This window comes from Goodfellowiella coeruleoviolacea (genome assembly GCF_024171785.1).
GTDB lineage: Bacteria > Actinomycetota > Actinomycetes > Mycobacteriales > Pseudonocardiaceae > Goodfellowiella > Goodfellowiella coeruleoviolacea.
On sequence record NZ_JAMTCK010000006.1, the window covers coordinates 241071 to 258447 of the forward strand.

The window sequence follows — 17377 nt, forward strand, 5'->3', positions numbered from 1 at the left end:
CTGCTCAGGCGATGGCCTGGATGGCGGTGAGCAGCTTGTCCTGGAACGCCTTGGGCAGCGGGGCGTAGCCCTTGTCGGCGAGCCGGGCCTGGCCGTCGGTGGCCGCCACGGTCAGGAACGCCTTGACCGCCTTGGCGGTGTCCGGCTCGTAGCCCTTGGAGCAGACGATCTCGTAGGTGGCCAGGATCAGCGGGTAGGCGCCGGGGGTGTTGCTGGCGTAGAGCGCGTCCAGGTCCAGCACCAGGTCGTTGCCCTCGCCCTTGACCTTGGCGTTGTCAATGGCCTTGCCGACCGAGTCGCTGGTCAGCTCGACCGCGCCGGAGCCGTTGTCCAGCTTGGCCACGGAGATGTTCTTGGCGTAGGACCACTCCACGTAGGTGATGCCGCCGTCGACCGCCTGGACCGCGGAGGCGACCCCGTTGGACTTCTCCGCGCCGTTGCCGACACCGCCGTGGAAGGACTTGCCCGCGCCCTGGGTCCACGCGCCGTTGGACGCGGCGGCCAGGTACTTCTGGAAGTTGTCGGTGGTGCCGGACTCGTCCGAGCGGAAGACGACCTGGATGTCCTTGTCCGGCAGGTTGGCGCCGCTGTTCAGCGCCTTGATCGCCGGGTCGTTCCACTTCTTGATGGACCCGTTGAAGATCTTGGCGGTGGTCTCGCCGTTGAGCACGAGGTTGCTGACGCCGTCGAGCTTGTAGGCGATGGCGATCGGGCCGAACACCATCGGCAGGTTCCACGCCGGGTTGCCCTTGCAGCGCTCGGCCGCGGCGCTGACCTCACCCTTGTCCGCGCTCAGCGCCGAGTCCGAGCCGCCGAAGTCGACCTGGCCGCCGTTGAACTGCTTGACGCCGTTGCCGGACCCGGAGGCGTTGTAGTTCACCTGCGCGCCCGCGCACTTCTGGCCGTAGGCCTGGGCGAACAGGTCGATGGCGCCCTTCTGGGCCGAGGAGCCCTCGGCGGACAGCGGGTTCTTGCCGCCGCAGTCCACCGGAGTCGACGAGGACGACGCCGAGTTGGCGCTGCCACCGGGCGGGGTCGGGTCGCCGCCGCAGCCAGCCAGTAGGAGGGCGCCCGCCGCCACGATGCCGAGGGCGGCGCCGTGCCGCTTGAAGTTCACCTGGATCCTCCAACTCGGGTCTTCGTCCGTGTTCGCGACTGGAGAGGCCGCGCACCACCGAAAGTTAGGCAGCCCGGGTGGACATGCGACCGTATAGAGATGAACGCCGGGTGAACAGAACACGGAAAGTGACTATCCACACCGCCCGTGGGGTGAGCCCGTGGCCCGGTCGTGACCTGGATGTTTGCTGTGCGTGATGATTCGCCCTGGGGCGGCCATCACAGCGCGTATTGCACGTCCGCGTCCCACAGGGTGAAGCCCATCCGCTCGTAGACGTGCACCGCCGGCGCGTTGTCCGCCTCCACGTACAACATCACCTGGCGGATGCCCTGCTCGCGCAGGTGGTGCAGGCCGGCGAGGGTCAGCGCGGTGCCCAGGCCCCCGCCCTGCGCGTCCGGGTCCACCCCCACCACGTAGACCTCACCCATGGCCCCGTCCCCGGCGGTGCCGGCCGGCGCCGGGTGGACCTTGGTCCAGTGGAAGCCGCGCAGCCGGTCCTGCTCGTCCACGGCGAGCAGGAAGCCCGCCGGGTCGAACCAGGTCTCCCGCTGGCGCTCGCGCAGGTCCGCCTCGCTCATCGCGCCCTGCTCCGGGTGCCAGGAGAACGCCCGGTGGTTGACGGCCACCACGGCGGCCTCGTCCTGGCCGGGCACGAACGCGCGCAGCCGGACGCCCTCGGGCAGCCGCGCCCCGGGCAGGTCGCCGACCAGGTCCCTGCGCATCCGGCGCAGCTCCCGCACCCGGCGGAAGCCGAACCGCCGGGCCAGGCCGGCCGCGCCGGGGTGGTCGCCGTGCGCCCACACCCGCAGGGTGTCACCGTTCTCGCCGGCCCCGGGCTGCGCCGGCCGCGCGCCGGCCCGCTCGGTCAGCGCCGTGACCAGGGCGGCGCCAATGCCCTGGCGGCGCAGGTCCGGCCGGACCGCGAGTTCGGCGACCTGGCGGCCCGCGCTGTCGCCGGCCCGGTCCAGTTGGGCGTAGGCGGCCAGCCGGCCCTGGTGCACCGCCAGCAGGTGGGCCGCGTCCGCCGCGCCGGTGCGCAACCGGATCAGGCCCTGCTCACCGACCGGGGCGACGCCGTCCGCCCGCTCGGTCTCGGACAGCAGGTCGACCACGGCCGCTCGGTCGGCGGCGGGCAGCTCGTCATACCAGGTCAGCTCGGACACGCCACGACCGTACCCCGGCGGGCTGGGCCGGGCGGCCCAGCGTGGAGCTGGGGTGGGAGCGGTGCGGGGCCGGGGCGGTCACCGGCCTGCCTCCGGGACCGGCGTGGTCAGCGCCTGGCGGGCAGCTCGAAGGTCACGGCGGGCTGGTCCTCGGCGAACACGGGCAGGTCCTCGACGGTCCGGAAGGCACCGGGCCGGGGCGGCCGGACGAACTTGTAGCCGACGTTGCGCACCGTGCCGATCATCTGCTCGTGCTCGGGGCCGAGCTTGGCGCGCAGCCGCCGCACGTGCACGTCCACCGTGCGGGTGCCGCCGAAGAAGTCGTAGCCCCACACCTCCTGGAGCAGCTGCGCCCGGGTGAACACCCGGCCGGCGTGCTGGGCCAGGTACTTGAGCAGCTCGAACTCCTTGTAGGTGAGGTCGAGCGGCCGGCCGCGCAGCCGCGCGGTGTAGGTGGCCTCGTCGATGACCAGGTCGCCCAGCTGCAGGCTGCCGTCGCCGCCCTGGTTGGCGGCGGCCCGCCGGGAGCGCACCAGCCGCAGCCGCGCGTCCACCTCGGCCGGGCCGGCCGTGGGCAGCAGGATCTCGTCCACGCCCCAGTCGGCGGAGACCGCGACCAGGCCGCCCTCGGTGAGCACGGCGATCACCGGCACGTCGACGCCGCCGGTGTCCAGCAGCCGGCACAGGCTGCGCGCGCCGGCGAGATCAACCCGGGCGTCGACCAGTACCACGTCGTGCGGACCGGCTTCGAGCAGCGCGGACACCTCGGGGCGCAGCGCGCGCACATCGTGGGGAAGCAGGGACAGCGCCGGCAGCACGGCCTCTGGCTCAGGGTCGTTGGTGAGCAACAAAAGATCGACGCCCATGTTCGAGTCCCTCCTCGTTCCATCGGACTCTCGACCGCCCAGAGGCGGCGCCGACGGCGTACCGTGACCGGGCCCCGTTGCCTGCGGATGTCCGGGAGAATACCGGTGTTTACCCTGAAATTCCCAGGTCACAACGTCAGCGTCACATCTGTTTCAGCAAGTGTTACCCGTGTTACGTGCATGTCACACGACGGCGTGCGACTGCGCGGTGTGCTCGTGGACGGCACCACGAGCCGGTCACGCGCGGTGACCGAGCGGACGCGGACCGGCGGTGACCTCGCCCTGGTGGCCTGCCACGGCTTCACCAACCACGTGGCCAAACCCGCGGTCCGCCGGGTGCTGACCCGGCTGGCCAGGCGCGTTCCCGTGGTGGCGCTCGACTTCCGCGGGCACGGCCGCTCGGCCGGCCGCTCCACGGTCGGCGCGGACGAGGTGCACGACGTGGCCGCCGCCATCGAGCTGGCGCACCGGCTGGGCTACCCGAGGGTGGCCACGATCGGCTTCTCCCTGGGCGCCTCGGTGGTGTTGCGGCACGCGGCACTGCACCAGCCTCGACCCGCCGAGGACACCGGGCAACCCGACGGCCGGCGCCCGGTCGCGGTGGTGGCGGTGAGCAGCCCGTCCCGCTGGTGGGTGCGGGAGACACCGGCCATGCGCCGGGTGCACTGGCTGCTGGAGCAGCCGCACGGCCGGGCGGTGGCGCGGGCGCTGGGCGTGCGGCTGGGCGCGCCGTGGGCCGAGGTGCCGCCCAGCCCGATCGAGGTGGTGCACCGGATCGCGCCGACCCCGCTGCTGCTCGTCCACGGCGAGCAGGACCACTACTTCCCGCCGGACCACGCGGTCGCGCTGCACCGCGCCGCCGGCGGCGGCGCCGAGCTGTGGCTGGAGCCGGGCGCCCGGCATTCGGAGACGGCCATGACACCGGACCTGGTAGACCGGATAGCGGACTGGGTGGTCAACGCGGCCGGCCCGGCAGGTGTTGACCGGCGGTCGCAGCGGGCTGTGCCCGGTGCGACCCGGGCGAGGGAGGACGATTCATGACAGCGCCGACCAGCGGGCCGATCAGGCCGGCGAGTGCGGACCGCCCGGCCCGCCGGCCCCGGCGGCGGGGCCGCACCCTGGTCATCGTGCTGGTGATCCTGGTCGGTGTGCTGGTCGCGGCCGACTTCGGGCTGGCCGCGGCGGCCGAGTACCAGGTGGCCCAGCGGATGCGCACCCAGCTCCAGCTCAGCGACGACCCGTCGGTGCGGATCAACGGCTTCCCGTTCACCACCCAGGCGCTGTCCGGCGACTACCGGGACATCGAGATCAAGGCCAACGGCGTGTCCGTGCAGGAGCTGCACGACGTGGAGGTGCAGGCGAACCTCTACCACGTCCGCATCCCGCTGTCCGACCTGCTCGCCGGTGACGTCAGCGCCGGAAAGATCGACGAGGTCAAGGGCAGGGTGAAGATCCAGGCCAGCGACATCGCGCGGATGATCAACGAGAAGCTGCCGATCACCGACTTCACCATCGGCCCGGACGACCGCCCCGCCCCCACCACCGAGACGCCCGAGACGCCGGCCCCGCCGGTGGACAACAGCACGGCCACGATCAAGCTGACCGCGACCGTCTCGTTCGCCGGCCGGCAGGACAAGCTCACCGCCTACGCCACGGTGTCGCTGCGCGACGGCGGGCTGAAGATCATCCCGGCCGAGATCGAGTTCGGTGACACGTCCCTGGGCGCGCTCCCGCAGTTCCAGCAGCTCGCCTCGGACGCGTTGAAGTTCGAGGACCTCTACCCCGGGGTGCTGCCCTTCGACATCACCCCGACCGCGATCAAGGCGGAGAGCGGCGCGCTGGTGGTCGAGGGCACGCTCACCAACGTCCCGCTGGACGGCGGCAGCACCAGGTGACCTCGGGGCGGCACCGGGAGAGCGGGGGCGGGTCATGACCGGACGCGGTGGAGGCGGACGATGACCGGGTCGGCCGGCGGCGCCGGCCCGTGGGTGTTACTGGCCGCGCTGGCCCTGGCCGTCGCCCTGGGTGTGCTGCTGCGCGCCAGGGACGGCCGGATCAGCACCCGAGCCGCGGCCGACCGGGACAGACGGGAGGACGACGTGTCCAGCGACAGCACGACGCCAGCGGCGGCGCGGCGGTTACCCGCGGCCGTGCGGGAGGCGATCGCGCCGGGTGGGGCGCCCCAGGCCGAGCCGGTCACCCTGGTGCAGCTGTCCACCACGTTCTGCGCGCCGTGCCGGCACACCCGGGTGCTGCTGGCCGACCTGGCCGCGCGCACCACCGGCCTGCGCCACGTCGACCTGGACATCACCAACCGGCCCGAGGTGGCCACCGACCTGGGCGTGCTGCGCACCCCGACCACCCTGGCGCTGGACCGGCACGGCGTCGAACTGCTGCGGTTCAGCGGCGTGCCCCGGCGGGAGGCCCTGCTCGACGCCCTGCGTCCGCACCTGCCCGAGACGTCCAGCTGACCCGCACGTTCACCTGATCGGCCCTGTTCCACGTACTGGACGACCCTCCCGATGGCCCAGTCGAGGCGGTAGTCTGCGCGGTGTGCACACGTTGCTGACCAAGCGCCGCGCGGTTGACCTGTGCCGCGTTGACAGCAGCCTGTGTCGGTCGACGCGCTGACCGGGCGGTAACCCGGCTGCCCCTGCCGCGCACGGCAGTTCTTCCCGCCCGCGCGCGGGCACGCCACCTGCCGCCCCTGACGGACTTGAGAAGTGTCCAACGTCAGGAGGTCGTCGTGTCGCCAGACTCACCCGTTGATCCTCGAGGCCCGCGGTTCTCCGCCTGGATCACCACCGCCGTGCTCGCCGTTGTGCTGGTGACCGGCTGGTGGCGGTTACTGGCCGCGCAGACCGTGCTGTTCGCGATGTGCGCCTTCATCAGCCTCAAGCTCAACCCGTGGGGACACGTCTACCGGCGCGTGGTGCAGCCCAGGCTGCGCCCGACGACCGAACGCGAGCCGGCGGCGCCGCTGCGCTTCGCCCAGGGTGTCGGCTTCGTGTTCGCGCTGATCGGCACGGTCGGCTACGCGGCCGGTCTGCCCGTGGTCGGCATGGTGGCCACGGCCGGTGCCCTGGTCGCCGCGTTTCTCAACGCCGCGTTCGGCCTGTGCCTCGGCTGCCAGATGTACCTGCTGATCCGCAGGTACGCGCCAGCGCCGGGCAGGTGAGCGCCGGTCGGCCCGGGCAGCAGGGCGCCGGTCACCGACGAAGCGTCCATCGCAGACAGAAGAAGAACCACGAGATACAGGAGCCGCTTGATGAGCCGTGAGAACGTACTGGTCTCGGCCGAGTGGGTCGAGCAGAACCTGGAGACGCCAGGGGTGGTGTTCGTCGAGGTCGACGAGGACACCACCGCGTACGACGCCGGCCACATCCCCGGGGCGGTGAAGATCGACTGGAAGAACGAGCTGCAGGACCCGGTGCGGCGTGACTTCGTCGACCGGGCCGGCTTCGAGAAGCTGCTGTCGGCCAAGGGCATCGCCAACGGCGACAACGTGATCCTGTACGGCGGCAACAACAACTGGTTCGCCGCCTACGCCTACTGGTACTTCAAGCTCTACGGGCACGACCAGGTCAAGCTGCTCGACGGCGGCCGCAAGAAGTGGGAGCTGGACGGCCGCCCGCTCAGCACCGAGCCGGTGGAGCGGGCCGCCACCAGCTACACCGCCAAGGAGCAGGACGCCTCGATCCGCGCGTTCCGCGACGAGGTGGTCGCCGCCATCGGCACCAAGAACCTGGTGGACGTGCGTTCCCCGGACGAGTTCGCCGGCAAGCTGCTGGCACCGGCCCACCTGCCGCAGGAGGCGGCGCAGCGGGCCGGGCACATCCCGTCCGCGGTGAACGTGCCGTGGAGCAAGGCGGCCAACGAGGACGGCACCTTCAAGTCCAACGAGGAACTGCGCGCGCTGTACGCGGAGGCCGGCCTGGACGAGGGGAAGTCCACCATCGCCTACTGCCGGATCGGTGAGCGCTCCTCGCACACCTGGTTCGCCCTGCACGAGCTGCTCGGCTACGAGGACGTGAAGAACTACGACGGCTCGTGGACCGAGTACGGCTCGCTGGTCGGCGTGCCGGTCGAACTCGGCTCGGGCAAGGAGTCCTGACCACACCAGCACGGACCAGCGACCCACCGCGGGCGGCAGCCGCTGGTGGCAGCCGCTGGCGGGCGACGACCGGAACGAGGAGAAGGCATGGATGGATGCGGAGCGCCTGAGCAGGGTGTGCCCCTGCCGGCCGGCGTGAACCTGGACGAGCAGACCGTGCTGGCCGGCAAGGTGCTGGCCGGCGGAACCCCGGTGGGCGGCGCGTTCGTCCGGCTGCTCGACTCGTCCGGGGAGTTCACCGCCGAGGTGGTGTCCTCGGCCGAGGGTGACTTCCGGTTCTTCGCCGCACCCGGCGGGTGGACCGTGCGCGCGCTGCACCGGCAGGGCAACGGGCAGGCCGAGGTCACCGCGGCCGGGCCCGGACTGCACACGGTCGAGGTGGCCGTGGCCTGACCGCCACCCGCGTCGAGGTGGCCGTGGCCCGATCAGCACCACCTCGGCCGCGGTCGGCGTCGGCCGTCGTCGGCCGGCGTCGGCTTGGTCGCGGGGCCTGGGCGAGTGGCACGCCCAGGCCCCGACCGCTGTCCTGACCGCTGTTCCGGCCGCTGTTCCCGGCCGGTGTCGGGGCGGCCACGGCGTGATCCAACGCTCGTCCCGCCGTCGGCGCGGCGGGCTGGGTGGCCGGTTATCCTCAGCGGGTGGAGCACTTCGCTGAGTACGTCTTTACGACCCTGATGATCGTCGTCGTGATCGGCGTGGTCTGGTTCGCCGGTTACGTTCTCTACCGGCTCTACAGCGACCAGCGCTGACCAGTCGCCGTTGCCCGACTGGCGCTGCTGACCACCACCTCCCGATCGCGAGACGCCGAGCATGAGCGAGCCCAACAACACCGCCAAGCCAGAGCCGGGCAGTGGGGACGAGGCCCTGCGGGTCGCCGCCGAGCGCGCCGAGCACACCCGTGCCCGCAACCTGCCGCAGTTCGACGACATGCCCATCCCCGCGGACACGGCCAACCTCCGGCTGGGTCCGGAACTGCACGAGCGCTGCCTGGCGCTGCTGCCCCTGGTCGGCGTGTGGCGCGGCGAGGGTGAGGTCACCTACCCGTCCCTGGACCGCGACTACCGCTACGGCCAGCAGATCACCTTCGCCCACGACGGGCGGCCGTTCCTGTACTACGAGGCCCGGTCGTGGCTGCTGGACGAGTCCGGCGGGGTGATCCGGCCGGCGGCCAGGGAGGTCGGCTGGTGGCGTCCGCAGGAGGACGACACCATCGAGCTGCTGCTGACCCACGCCACCGGCATCGTGGAGATCTTCTACGGCCGGCCGCGCAGCCAGACGTCGTGGGAGCTGGCCACCGACATCGTGATGCGTACGGCCACGGCCAAGGAGGTCAACGCGGCCCAGCGGCTGTACGGCCTGGTCGACGGCGGCGACCTGGCCTACGTGGAGGAACGCGCCATGGTCGGCCAGTCCATGCAGCCGCACACCTCGGCCCGCCTGCGCCGCGTGGTGGGCTGACGCCGGGCGAGCTGACGCCGGGCGAGTTGACCTCGGGTGAGCTTGACCTCGGGTGAGCTTGACCTCGGGTGAGCTTGACCTCGGGTGAGCTGACACCGGGACGCGCCGGAGCCGCCGGACGGATGCGGCCGGGCGAGCGGGGCGGCGGAGTGTATCCCGGTTCACGCGTGACGCCGGCACGATCAGCCGATCGGGGCGGCAGTTGTGCACAGGTCCCGCGGTTGTCCACAGCCCGCGCCGCGCTGATCGCCGGGCGGTGGTGGGGTGGATAGGCTGGACCCGGGGTCGCCCCCCTGGGAGGGCGGGGGTGTGGGGTGTCGGCGCGGTGCGCACCCCGCTTCACCCCTGTGGGTGGCGTGCGCCGACGGGGAGTGATCGCGCGGGACGGTTGTGCGCGCCCACCCCGGGGTCGACCGGGGCAGGCGCTCGCACTCACCGCACCAGCGGCTCAGTACTCCGACTCGTAGAAGGCGTTCAGCTCGGTGTGCAGGGCGGTGGCGTCGGTCAGCGGCTCGCCGTCCAGGGTGTGCACCCGGGTGATCTTGCGGACGCTGGAGACCAGGAACACGCCGTCGGCCGCGCGCAGGTCGGCCACGCGCAGCGGCTCCACCTTGGTGACCCAGCCGGCGCGTTCGGCGCCGCGGAACAGCGCGGCCTGGGTGGTGCCGGGCAGGATGCCCAGGGTCGCCGGCGGGGTGCGCAGGGTTCCCTCGGTCACCGCGACCACCGTGGACGTGGGGCCCTCCAGCACCAGGCCGTCCGAGGTGGTGAACACGACCTCGGCCGCGCCGCGGCGCTCCGCCTCGCGCAGCGCCGCCATGTTCACCGCGTACGACAGCGACTTCGCGCCCAGCAGCAGCCACGGCGCCCGCTCGGCCAGACCGGGTTCGATACCCCGTTCCAGGGTGATCGCGGCGATGCCCTCGACGCGCTGGCGCAGCACCTTCTCGCCGATGTCCATGCCCAGGGCGAACGCGGTGGGCGTGCCGTCACCGCCCTCCACACCCCGGGTGAGGACGAGCTTCAGCGCGAATTCGTCGCCGCCCGTCCAGTTGTCCAGCACGACCTGGATGGCCTGCCGCCACGCCGCGTGGTCCGGCTCGGGCAGGTCGAGCATGGCCGCCGACCTGGACAGCCGGTCGAGGTGGGCATCCACCTCCCTGGGCCACCCGTTGACCACCAGGATCGTCTCGAAGACCCCGTCACCGCGCATCAGTCCGAGGTCGTCGACCCGCAGCAGCGGACTGTCCGGATCGGCCAGGGTTCCATCGAGCAGAGCGAGAACGCGCATGCGGCGAGGGTACTCACGGGCCCGGGCGGACAGCCCCTCGGCGGGGTGACAGGGCGCCTACGATCGAAGGGGTGGGAACCGTGGGTGAGAACCGGCTGGACGAGGCGCCGGAGGAGCGCGCCGGACTGCGCAGGACCCTGCACGAGCGCGGCATGCGGATGACGCCGCAGCGCCAACTGGTGCTCGACGCGGTCCGGGAACTCCAGCACTCCACCCCGGAACAGGTGTGCCAGTACGTCCAGCGCACCGCCCCCACGGTGAACATCACCACCATCTACCGCACCCTGGACCTGCTGGAGCGCCTCGGCCTGGTCCGGCACACCCACCTGGGGCACGGCGCGCCCACCTACTCGGTGGACGACCACGAGCACGTGCACCTGGTCTGCCACCGCTGCGGCCGGGTGGACGAGGTGCCGTGCGAGCTGTTGGACGGCCTGGCCGGAACACTGCGGACGCGCCGGGGGTTCCAGTTGGACGCGAGCCACCTCGCGCTGTCCGGCACCTGCCGGGCCTGCTCCCCGCCCCGGGAGGACGTTTCCGACCCCCGGCCAGGGAGCAGTGCGGACGCGGCGCGATGACCCCGTGAGGAGCGGACCACAGTGCGCAACCCAGCGACCGATCCGGTCGACCCAGCCGAGCCGACCGGGACAGCGGCGGTGACCGAGGCGGCGGCCTCCCCCTCCACCTCCCCCACCCTCAGCCTGCCGGGCGCGGTGCCGCCGCCGGACGCCTCGGCCGACCGGCCGGCCGTGGACGCGGGCGTGCCGTGGCACTTCGGCGACCCGTTCGCCGAGCAGCGGGCCGCGGCCCGGTCGGTGGCCGTGTTCGACCGGTCCAACCGGGGGGTGCTGGCCGTGCCCGGCGCCGACCGGTTCTCCTGGCTGCACTCGCTGACCAGCCAGGACTTCACCGGGCTCGGTGTGGGACGGGGCAGCGAGGCCCTGGTGCTGGACGCCCAGGGGCGGATCGAGCACCACCTGGCGGTGGCCAGTGCGGACGAGGTGGTGTGGCTGGACGTGGAGCCGGGCACGGCCGGCGCGCTGCTGTCCTACCTGGACTCGATGCGGTTCTGGTCCCAGGTGGAGCCGAGGGACGCCACCGCGGAACTGGCGGTGCTGTCCCTGGTGGGCCCGGACACCGACCGGACGCTGGAGCGGGCCGGCTGGCCGGTGCCGGCCGCCCCGCACGGGGTGGCGGCCCGGGCCGGGGGCGGCCTCGCCCGGCGGGTGGACTGGCCGGGCGAGCACGCGGTCGACCTGCTGGTGCCCCGGGGTGAGCTGCTCGCCACCTGGCGGGCGCTGACCGAGGCCGGCGCGCGGCCGGCGGGCAGCTGGGCGTTCGAGGCGCTGCGGGTGGAGGCGCTGCGGCCGAGGCTGGGCGTGGACACCGACGAGCGGACCATCCCGCACGAGGTGAACCTGATCGGCCCGGCGGTGCACCTGAACAAGGGGTGCTACCGGGGGCAGGAGACCGTGGCCAAGGTGCACAACGTGGGCCGGCCGCCGCGCCGGATGGTGCTGCTGCACCTGGACGGCTCGGCCGAGGTGCAGCCGGAGACCGGGGACCCGGTGCTGCTCGGCGAGAAGGTCGTCGGCCGGGTCGGCACGGTGGTCCGCCACCACGAGTTGGGCACGGTGGCGCTGGCGCTGCTCAAGCGGTCCGCGCCGGTGGACGTGGAGCTGGTGGCCGGGGTGGACGACCGGGCGGTGCAGGCGGCCGTGGACCCGGACTCGATTCCCCCGGAAGGGGTGGCTCCCGGTCGGGAGGCCGTTCGGCAGCTGCGTGGCTGACCGGCGCTGACCAGCGTGGACCAGCCGGCGGCCGGACCCGGGGCGGTGGGCTGGGGCATTCGGGTGGTCGCGCGAAACGGCACGCTCGTGCCAGGATCGCGGCCATGTCCTCGCCCACGTCTCCGTCCGGCCCGGTGGGCCCGCGCAGTTCAGGAACCCTGATCACCGTCGCCCCGACCGGGGCCGAGCACCGCAAGTCCGACGTGCCCAACCTGCCGGTCACCCTGGCCGAGCTGGTCAGCACGGCCCAGGACTGCGAGCGGGTCGGCGCGGGCATGATCCACGTGCACATCCGGGACGCGGCCGCCCAACCCACCCTGGACCTGGGGCTGCTGACCGAGACGGTGGCGGCGCTGCGGGCCGAGACCAACCTGGTGGTGCAGTTGTCCACGGGTGGGGCGGTCACCGACCCGGAGTCGGACCGGCTGCGCGTGCTGGACGCCCTGCCGGACTCGGCGTCCTGCACCATGGGCACGGTCAACTTCGGTGACGACGTGTTCATGAACCGCTGGGAGTTCATCGTCGAGCTGCACCAGCGCATGCGGGACCGGGGCATCGTGCCCGAGTACGAGATCTTCGACCTGGGTCAGCTGGCCTCGCTGCACCGGCTGCTGGACAAGCACGGCCTGCCGGCCGGCGGGCACGTGCACGTGGACCTGGTGATGGGTGTGCCTGGCGGGATGCCCGGGGACGTGCAGACCCTGGTGGCGGCGCTGCGGCTGCTGCCGGAGGGCGCGTCGTTCTCGGCGACCGGCATCGGCCGGACCTCGCTGCCGGTGATGCTGGCGGCCCTGTCCGCCGGCGGCCACCTGCGGGTGGGCATGGAGGACACGCTCTCCTACGCCAAGGGCGAGCCGGTGCGGGACAACGCGCAACTGGTGGCCAGGGCGGCCGGGCTGGCGCGCATCGCGCAGCGGCCGCCGCTGTCGGCCGACGAGGTGCGGGCGCTGCTCGGGGCAGCGCGCCCCGAGCCAGTGGCCTAGTCGGGGTCGTCTGTTCGGGTAATCGCCGGTGGACAGCACTGGCTCGGTACAGCGGGAGAGGCAGGCAAGTGGTGGCGGCGGGACCGGATGTACCTCAGGATGGTCATGTGATCGAGGTGCGCCCGGGCGGGCGCCGTCGCATCGACCGGGTGCTCGCGCCGGACTACACGACCGGCGTCGAGCAGCGGCCGCTGGCTGACGTGCGCGCGCTGCGGGACGAAGCGGCCCAGGAGGAGACCGACCTGTCCTACCTGCGGCGGCTGCTGCACGCCCGGATCGACATCGTGCGGGCCGAGCAGCAGCGCCGGTCCGACGGCGGGTCCGCGTCCGTGGTGGACCAGCTGGTGACGATCCTGTCGGTGAACGCGGTGGGCCCGGCCACTGGTTCGGGCCGGTACCAGACGCTGCAGCCGTCGCGGGCCGAGGCGCACCGCCGGCACGTGGAGGCGCTGGTGTCCGACGTGGACCTGTCCAACGTCGCCTCGCTGACCGATCAGGAGCTGGCCACGGCACTGGCCGCGTTCGTGGCCGAGGAGGCGTCGGTGTCCCAGCGGCGCCGGGAGGTGCAGGCGGTGGTCGACCGGCTCAACGCCGAGATCGGCAGCCGCTACCAGGCGGGGCAGGCGTCCGTGGACGACCTGTTGTCGGCCGCGCGCCAGCCGTCCTCGGGTGGCGTCGTCGAGGGCGCCTCGGACGGCGGCGACGTCACGGACGGCGGCACCGTCACCGGCGGCGGCACCGTCGCGGGCGGCCCGCCGGAGCCCCGGTCCGACGGCGGTGGCGCGGGCAGCGGTGGCGCGGCCGGCTGACTGAGTCGGCCCACCCGGCCCAGCCGGCCCACCCGGGTCGGCCGGATCAGTTGGTCCAGTCGGCCCGGCCGGCCGGTCAGGTCGGCCCTTTTTCAGCTCGGTTGGCCCGACCGGCCCGGGGTCGTCACCGGATCGGGAGTCACACGTTCCGGTGATGCGCGCGGTCAGCCGTGCCGCTCGCGGAAGGCCAGTTCGCCCCAGAACTCGCGCAGCCGCTCGTAGCGGCCGGCGACCTCCTCGGCGTTGCCCGACTCCAGTCCGGTCAGGATCGCGTGCACGTCCTGGGCCGAGGTGTCCTCGACCAGTTCGGTGTCGCCGATCAGCTGGACCAGGCCGCCGTAGTCGAGTTCCACGGCCGAGTGCGGGTGGAAGTGCTCCAGCCACCGGCCGGTGTCCTGCAGCACCTTGGCCGGGCCGTCCTCGCCGATGGTGGTGCGCACCACGGCCAGCGCCCTGGCCAGTCGGCGGCGCGCGTCGGCCATGGCGATCCGCCAGCACACCTGCCGTTCCGGGTCGTCGCGCGGCGCCAGCACCACGTGCCGGCTGTCCGGGTCGACCAGGGAGAACCACGGCAGCGGCACGGTCCAGGTCGTGGAGATCACGTGCACGGCGCTGCTCGGCAGCTCCGCCATGACCGAGGTGGCCCTGGCGCGCACCGCGTCCGGGCCGAGCGGCAGGGCCGCCGCCCGCAGTGGCGCCGACGCGGTGGCCAGGAAGCCGACCAGGGCCGCGGCCGAGCGGGCGCGCAGGTCCAGTGGGCAGATCAGCGGGCCGGGGCCGACCGAGGCGGCCGGGTTGGTCGGCACCTCGGCCGGGTCCAGCACCAGGACGTCCACGGGGGCGTTGTCCTCGGCGGCGCCGTCGGCGTCCTCACCGGGCAGCAGCCGCACGGGCGTGGCCACCTGTGAGCGCAGCCACAGTTCGCGTTCCCGCTCGCTGGCCTCGGACCGGTTCAGCGGTCCCCGTCGTACCGCCTGGCGCACCCGTTCGGCGAACGGTTCGTCAAACGAGGACAACGGTTCGTACACCCTGAGGTAGGCGACGAACGGTCGAGGCACGGCTCCATGGTCGCATGGGCCAGGTCGGTGACACCAAGCGGTGGTAATCACCCGGTCCCACCGGATGCCGCGTCGCGAGGAACCCCATCGGCACGGTACGGTAGTTACTAGGAATCAGTTGTCGAGACGAGCGGGGCCGCCGTTCCCCCGGCCGCCCCGTCCCTGTGCGAGGGGGTCGAGCCATGGGGCGCGGCCGAGCGAAGGCCAAGCAGGCGAAGGTGGCCCGAGAGCTCAAGTACAGAACTCCTCACACGGACTGGGAGGCCCTCCAGCGCGAGCTGTCGGGTGCCAAGTCCGTTGTCGGTCGGCAGGACGATGACCGACACGATGACCCGTATGACGACGGGTACGACGACTACCACCGCTGACGCACGTCTGACCGCGCGGGTTGGGGTGTCCCGGGGCATCCGGGGTGGCTCAGCCCACCGCGGTACCGCGCCACGGCCGCTGGGAAGCACCCGGGGCGATGTCGGACGTGACCTCGCGTTCAGCGGCGGTGCGTATCCGCCACACACGGGTCGCTGAGTAGCTCTCTACTGGTGAGCACGAGGTCGACCTACGAGCACGAGTCGGCGGGGTCCGCCGACGCCCGGCCGGGCGCGGATCGGTGGGTGACCGCCGACCGCGCCCTCCGGGGTGACACCGGCACCGGCACCGGCACCGGTATCGCGGTGCGGGGCGCGGGGTTGACCCACCGAGCACACTCGACACGTGGAGTCACCAGATCGCGTGGTGTTTGCACGCTGCGTGTCTGAAATCGGCTTCCTCTCCGTACGATCCAGCTTGCCGAGCGGAACACCCACAGCCGTGGAGTGACCATGAGCAAGCTGTCGCGCCGCACGTTCCTCACCGTTCCCGCCGGCCTGGCCGTGACAACCGGGCTGATCCGGGCGGCGGCCCCGGCCTCGGCGGCACCCCGATCGCCGGCCGGCGGCACCGAGGTGGCCGTGCTGGGCGGTGGCGTGGCCGGGCTGTCCGCCGCGCACGAGCTGGCCGAGCGGGGCTTCCAGGTGACCGTGTACGAGCGGCGCGCGCTGGGCGGCAAGGCCCGCAGCATGCCGGTTCCCGGCACCGGCCAGGGCGGACGCCAGGACCTGCCCGGCGAGCACGGCTTCCGGTTCTTCCCCGGCTTCTACCTCAACCTGCCGGACACCCTGCGGCGGATTCCGTTCCCCGGCAACGCCAACGGCGTGTTCGACAACCTGGTGGCCGCCGACACCGAGCTGATCACCCGCACCGGCGGCCGGGCCGACCTGCCGCTGCCGGTGCGCCTGGACCCGCCGGCCGTGCTCGACCCGGACACGCTGGTGAAGCTGGTGCGGGGGCTGCTGGAGACCGCGCTGCACCTGCCCGCCCCCGAGGCGGCGTTCTTCGCCAACCGGGTGCTGGTGTACCTGACCAGCTGCGACGCCCGCCGGCTCGGCCAGTGGGAGCAGACCAGCTGGTGGGACTTCGTCCAGGCGGAGCGGATGTCCGAGGACTACCAGCGGCTGCTGGCCATCGGGCTGACCCGCAACCTGACCGCCATGCGCGCGGAGACGGCCAGCACGCACACGGTGGGCCGGATCCTGGAGGCGTTCCTGTTCACCGCGCTGGGCCGGGACGACTACGGCGCGGTGGACCGGCTGCTCAACGGCCCCACCAACGAGGTGTGGATCGACCCGTGGGTGCGCCACCTGACCGACCTGGGGGTGCGCTTGCGGGTCGGCTGGACGGTCACCGGGCTGGACTACTCGGCCGGCCGGATCGCCGCGGCCACGGCCACCGACGAGCACGGCGGCCAGCAGCGGATCAACGCCGACTGGTTCGTGTGCGCGGTGCCGATCGAGCGGGCGGTGCCGCTGTGGAACGCCGACCTGCTCGCCGCCGACCCCGCGCTGGCCCGGGCGCGCGAGCTGCGCACCGAGTGGATGGTGGGCCTGCAGTTCTACCTGCGCCAGCCCACGCCGGTCACCCGAGGCCACGCCGTGCACGTGGACTCGCCGTGGGCGCTGACCTCGATCGGCCAGGCCCAGTTCTGGCCGCGCCACGACTTCGCCCGCGACTTCGGTGACGGGTCGGTGCGGGACTGCCTCTCGGTGATCATCTCGAACTGGACGGCGCCGGGCGTGCTGTTCGGCAAGCCGGCGCTGGAGTGCACCCCCGAGGAGATCCGCGGCGAGGTGTGGGCGCAGCTGAAGGCCGCACTGGAGGACACCGGCGAGCCCGTGCTGCCGGACGACGCGCTGCACAGCTGGTTCCTGGATCCGGGGGTGACCGGCCTTGGCGGGCCGGACCCGCACAACGACGACCCGCTGCTGGTGCACCCGGTGGGCACCTGGACGAGGCGGCCGGCCGCGGTGACCGCGATACCCAACCTCTTCCTGGCCGCCGACTACGTGCGCACGGACGTGGACCTGGCCACCATGGAGGGCGCGAACGAGGCGGCCAGGGCGGCGGTGAACGGCATCCTGGACGCGGCCGGGTCGACCGCGCCGCGCTGCCAGGTGCGCACGCTGTACCAGGCGCCGGAGTTCGCGCCGCTGCGCGCCGAGGACGAGGTCAACTACCGGCTGGGGCTGCCCAACGTGTTCGACCCGGTGCCGGCGTGAGCCGGGGGCACCGGACCGTCCAGCAGACCTACCCCGGGAAGTGAACTGGCCGGCTCCCCCGTGCTGGGGGAGCCGGCCAGGACGTTGGCGGCCGATGCGGCGGTCGCCTCTCGGCGAGTGGCACGACGCGGCTCCAG

Annotated in this window: 17 protein-coding genes and 1 pseudogene; 13 read left to right on the plus strand and 5 right to left on the minus strand. The window is 72.9% G+C overall.

Translation table 11 applies throughout. From position 1 onward, the window contains the following. Nucleotides 1-4: 4 nt before the first annotated feature. The 3 genes from pstS to LX83_RS14965 form a co-directional block, all read right to left on the minus strand. Complete coding sequence (pstS, locus tag LX83_RS14955) at nt 5-1117, minus strand: phosphate ABC transporter substrate-binding protein PstS (RefSeq protein ID WP_253771629.1); 1113 nt, start codon at nt 1115-1117, stop codon at nt 5-7. Nucleotides 1118-1335: 218 nt separating this feature from the next. Beyond that, nucleotides 1336-2280, minus strand: a complete 945-nt coding sequence (mshD, locus tag LX83_RS14960; RefSeq protein ID WP_253771631.1) for a mycothiol synthase — start codon at nt 2278-2280, stop codon at nt 1336-1338. A gap of 107 nt (nt 2281-2387) precedes the next feature. Further along, complete coding sequence (locus tag LX83_RS14965) at nt 2388-3146, minus strand: winged helix-turn-helix transcriptional regulator (RefSeq protein ID WP_253771634.1); 759 nt, start codon at nt 3144-3146, stop codon at nt 2388-2390. Nucleotides 3147-3326: 180 nt separating this feature from the next. On the opposite strand from LX83_RS14965, the gene LX83_RS14970 reads away from it, so the two are divergent. The 7 genes from LX83_RS14970 (at nt 3327) to LX83_RS15000 (ending at nt 8718) form a co-directional block, all read left to right on the plus strand. Further along, the gene (locus LX83_RS14970) at nt 3327-4187 is read left to right on the plus strand and encodes an alpha/beta hydrolase family protein (protein WP_253771636.1); all 861 of its coding nucleotides are present in this window, start codon (nt 3327-3329) and stop codon (nt 4185-4187) included. After that, the gene (locus tag LX83_RS14975; RefSeq protein ID WP_253771637.1) at nt 4184-5041 is read left to right on the plus strand and encodes an LmeA family phospholipid-binding protein; all 858 of its coding nucleotides are present in this window, start codon (nt 4184-4186) and stop codon (nt 5039-5041) included. The genes LX83_RS14970 and LX83_RS14975 overlap by 4 nt, the downstream gene beginning before the upstream one ends. A 60-nt stretch (nt 5042-5101) precedes the next feature. Then, on the plus strand, nt 5102-5617 hold the full coding sequence (locus LX83_RS14980; RefSeq protein ID WP_253771639.1) for a TlpA family protein disulfide reductase: 516 nt from the start codon (nt 5102-5104) through the stop codon (nt 5615-5617). Nucleotides 5618-5892: 275 nt separating this feature from the next. Beyond that, nucleotides 5893-6324: a DUF4395 domain-containing protein gene (locus LX83_RS14985; RefSeq protein WP_253771641.1), complete on the plus strand. Its 432-nt coding sequence runs from the start codon at nt 5893-5895 to the stop codon at nt 6322-6324. A 90-nt stretch (nt 6325-6414) separates the two neighbouring features. Beyond that, on the plus strand, nt 6415-7260 hold the full coding sequence (locus LX83_RS14990; protein WP_253771643.1) for a sulfurtransferase: 846 nt from the start codon (nt 6415-6417) through the stop codon (nt 7258-7260). 87 nt (nt 7261-7347) lie between these two features. Then, the gene (locus tag LX83_RS14995; RefSeq protein ID WP_253771645.1) at nt 7348-7653 is read left to right on the plus strand and encodes a DUF1416 domain-containing protein; all 306 of its coding nucleotides are present in this window, start codon (nt 7348-7350) and stop codon (nt 7651-7653) included. A 417-nt stretch (nt 7654-8070) separates the two neighbouring features. Beyond that, the gene (locus tag LX83_RS15000) at nt 8071-8718 is read left to right on the plus strand and encodes an FABP family protein (RefSeq protein ID WP_253771647.1); all 648 of its coding nucleotides are present in this window, start codon (nt 8071-8073) and stop codon (nt 8716-8718) included. A 448-nt stretch (nt 8719-9166) separates the two neighbouring features. On the opposite strand, the gene LX83_RS15005 is transcribed toward LX83_RS15000, so the two are convergent. Continuing rightward, on the minus strand, nt 9167-10009 hold the full coding sequence (locus tag LX83_RS15005; RefSeq protein WP_253771650.1) for an aminodeoxychorismate lyase: 843 nt from the start codon (nt 10007-10009) through the stop codon (nt 9167-9169). Between the two features lie 152 nt (nt 10010-10161). Here LX83_RS15005 and LX83_RS15010 point away from each other — a divergent pair, with 152 nt between their 5' ends. The 4 genes and pseudogenes from LX83_RS15010 to LX83_RS15025 form a co-directional block, all read left to right on the plus strand. After that, complete coding sequence (locus LX83_RS15010; protein WP_253772027.1) at nt 10162-10587, plus strand: Fur family transcriptional regulator; 426 nt, start codon at nt 10162-10164, stop codon at nt 10585-10587. A gap of 78 nt (nt 10588-10665) precedes the next feature. After that, nucleotides 10666-11799, plus strand: coding sequence for a CAF17-like 4Fe-4S cluster assembly/insertion protein YgfZ (ygfZ, locus tag LX83_RS15015; protein WP_253772029.1), 1134 nt, complete (start codon nt 10666-10668; stop codon nt 11797-11799). A 104-nt stretch (nt 11800-11903) separates the two neighbouring features. After that, nucleotides 11904-12782: a BKACE family enzyme gene (locus LX83_RS15020; RefSeq protein ID WP_253771652.1), complete on the plus strand. Its 879-nt coding sequence runs from the start codon at nt 11904-11906 to the stop codon at nt 12780-12782. Nucleotides 12783-12889: 107 nt separating this feature from the next. Continuing rightward, a pseudogene (locus tag LX83_RS15025) lies at nt 12890-13438 on the plus strand (RsiG family protein); the annotation flags it as partial. Nucleotides 13439-13755: 317 nt separating this feature from the next. On the opposite strand, the gene LX83_RS15030 reads toward LX83_RS15025, so the two are convergent. Then, on the minus strand, nt 13756-14649 hold the full coding sequence (locus tag LX83_RS15030) for a hypothetical protein (RefSeq protein WP_253771654.1): 894 nt from the start codon (nt 14647-14649) through the stop codon (nt 13756-13758). Between the two features lie 182 nt (nt 14650-14831). Here LX83_RS15030 and LX83_RS15035 point away from each other — a divergent pair, with 182 nt between their 5' ends. Then, complete coding sequence (locus tag LX83_RS15035; RefSeq protein WP_253771656.1) at nt 14832-15017, plus strand: DUF3073 domain-containing protein; 186 nt, start codon at nt 14832-14834, stop codon at nt 15015-15017. Between the two features lie 450 nt (nt 15018-15467). Then, nucleotides 15468-17240 carry a hydroxysqualene dehydroxylase gene (locus LX83_RS15040; protein WP_253771658.1) on the plus strand — a complete coding sequence of 591 codons (1773 nt, stop codon included), beginning with the start codon at nt 15468-15470 and terminating at the stop codon, nt 17238-17240. Nucleotides 17241-17377 lie beyond the last annotated feature (137 nt).